The organism is Mesorhizobium sp. LNHC229A00, assembly GCF_000502415.1.
In the GTDB taxonomy this organism is placed as follows: Bacteria; Pseudomonadota; Alphaproteobacteria; order Rhizobiales; family Rhizobiaceae; genus Mesorhizobium.
In genome coordinates, this window is sequence record NZ_AYWQ01000195.1 from 1 (window position 1) to 412 (window position 412).

The 412-nt window shown below is 64.3% G+C and carries 1 protein-coding gene; it reads right to left on the minus strand.

The window, feature by feature from the left end:
- Window positions 1-412, minus strand: a 412-nt coding sequence (locus tag X742_RS140135; RefSeq protein WP_023775695.1) for a PfkB family carbohydrate kinase, incomplete at its 5' end; no start/stop codon positions are given.

Genomic DNA, 412 nt, shown 5'->3' on the forward strand with positions numbered 1-412 from the left:
CTACAGCAACCCAGCCCGTTCCGCCTCGCGGCGCAAATTCTCCCTCGGCCTTGGGCCGATCTGCTGGATCACCAGGCCGGACACCAGCGAGCCAAGGTCGCCGCAGGTCTTGAGGTTGCGTCCCTGCGTGTAGCCATGCAGGAAACCGGCGGCATAGAGGTCGCCGGCGCCGGTGGTGTCGACCAACTCGCGGATCGTCGTCGCCTGGATGGTGACGGTCTCGTCGCCGCGCACGATAACCGAGCCTTTTTCCGAGCGTGTGACGGCGGCGATCTTGCAGTCCTTGCGGATCTGCGCCACCGCTTCGTCGAAGGACGAGGTCTGGTAGAGCGACTTGATCTCATGGCTGTTGGCAAAGACGATGTCGACCGTGCCCGAGCGCATCAGTTCGAGGAACTCGTCGCGGTAGCGG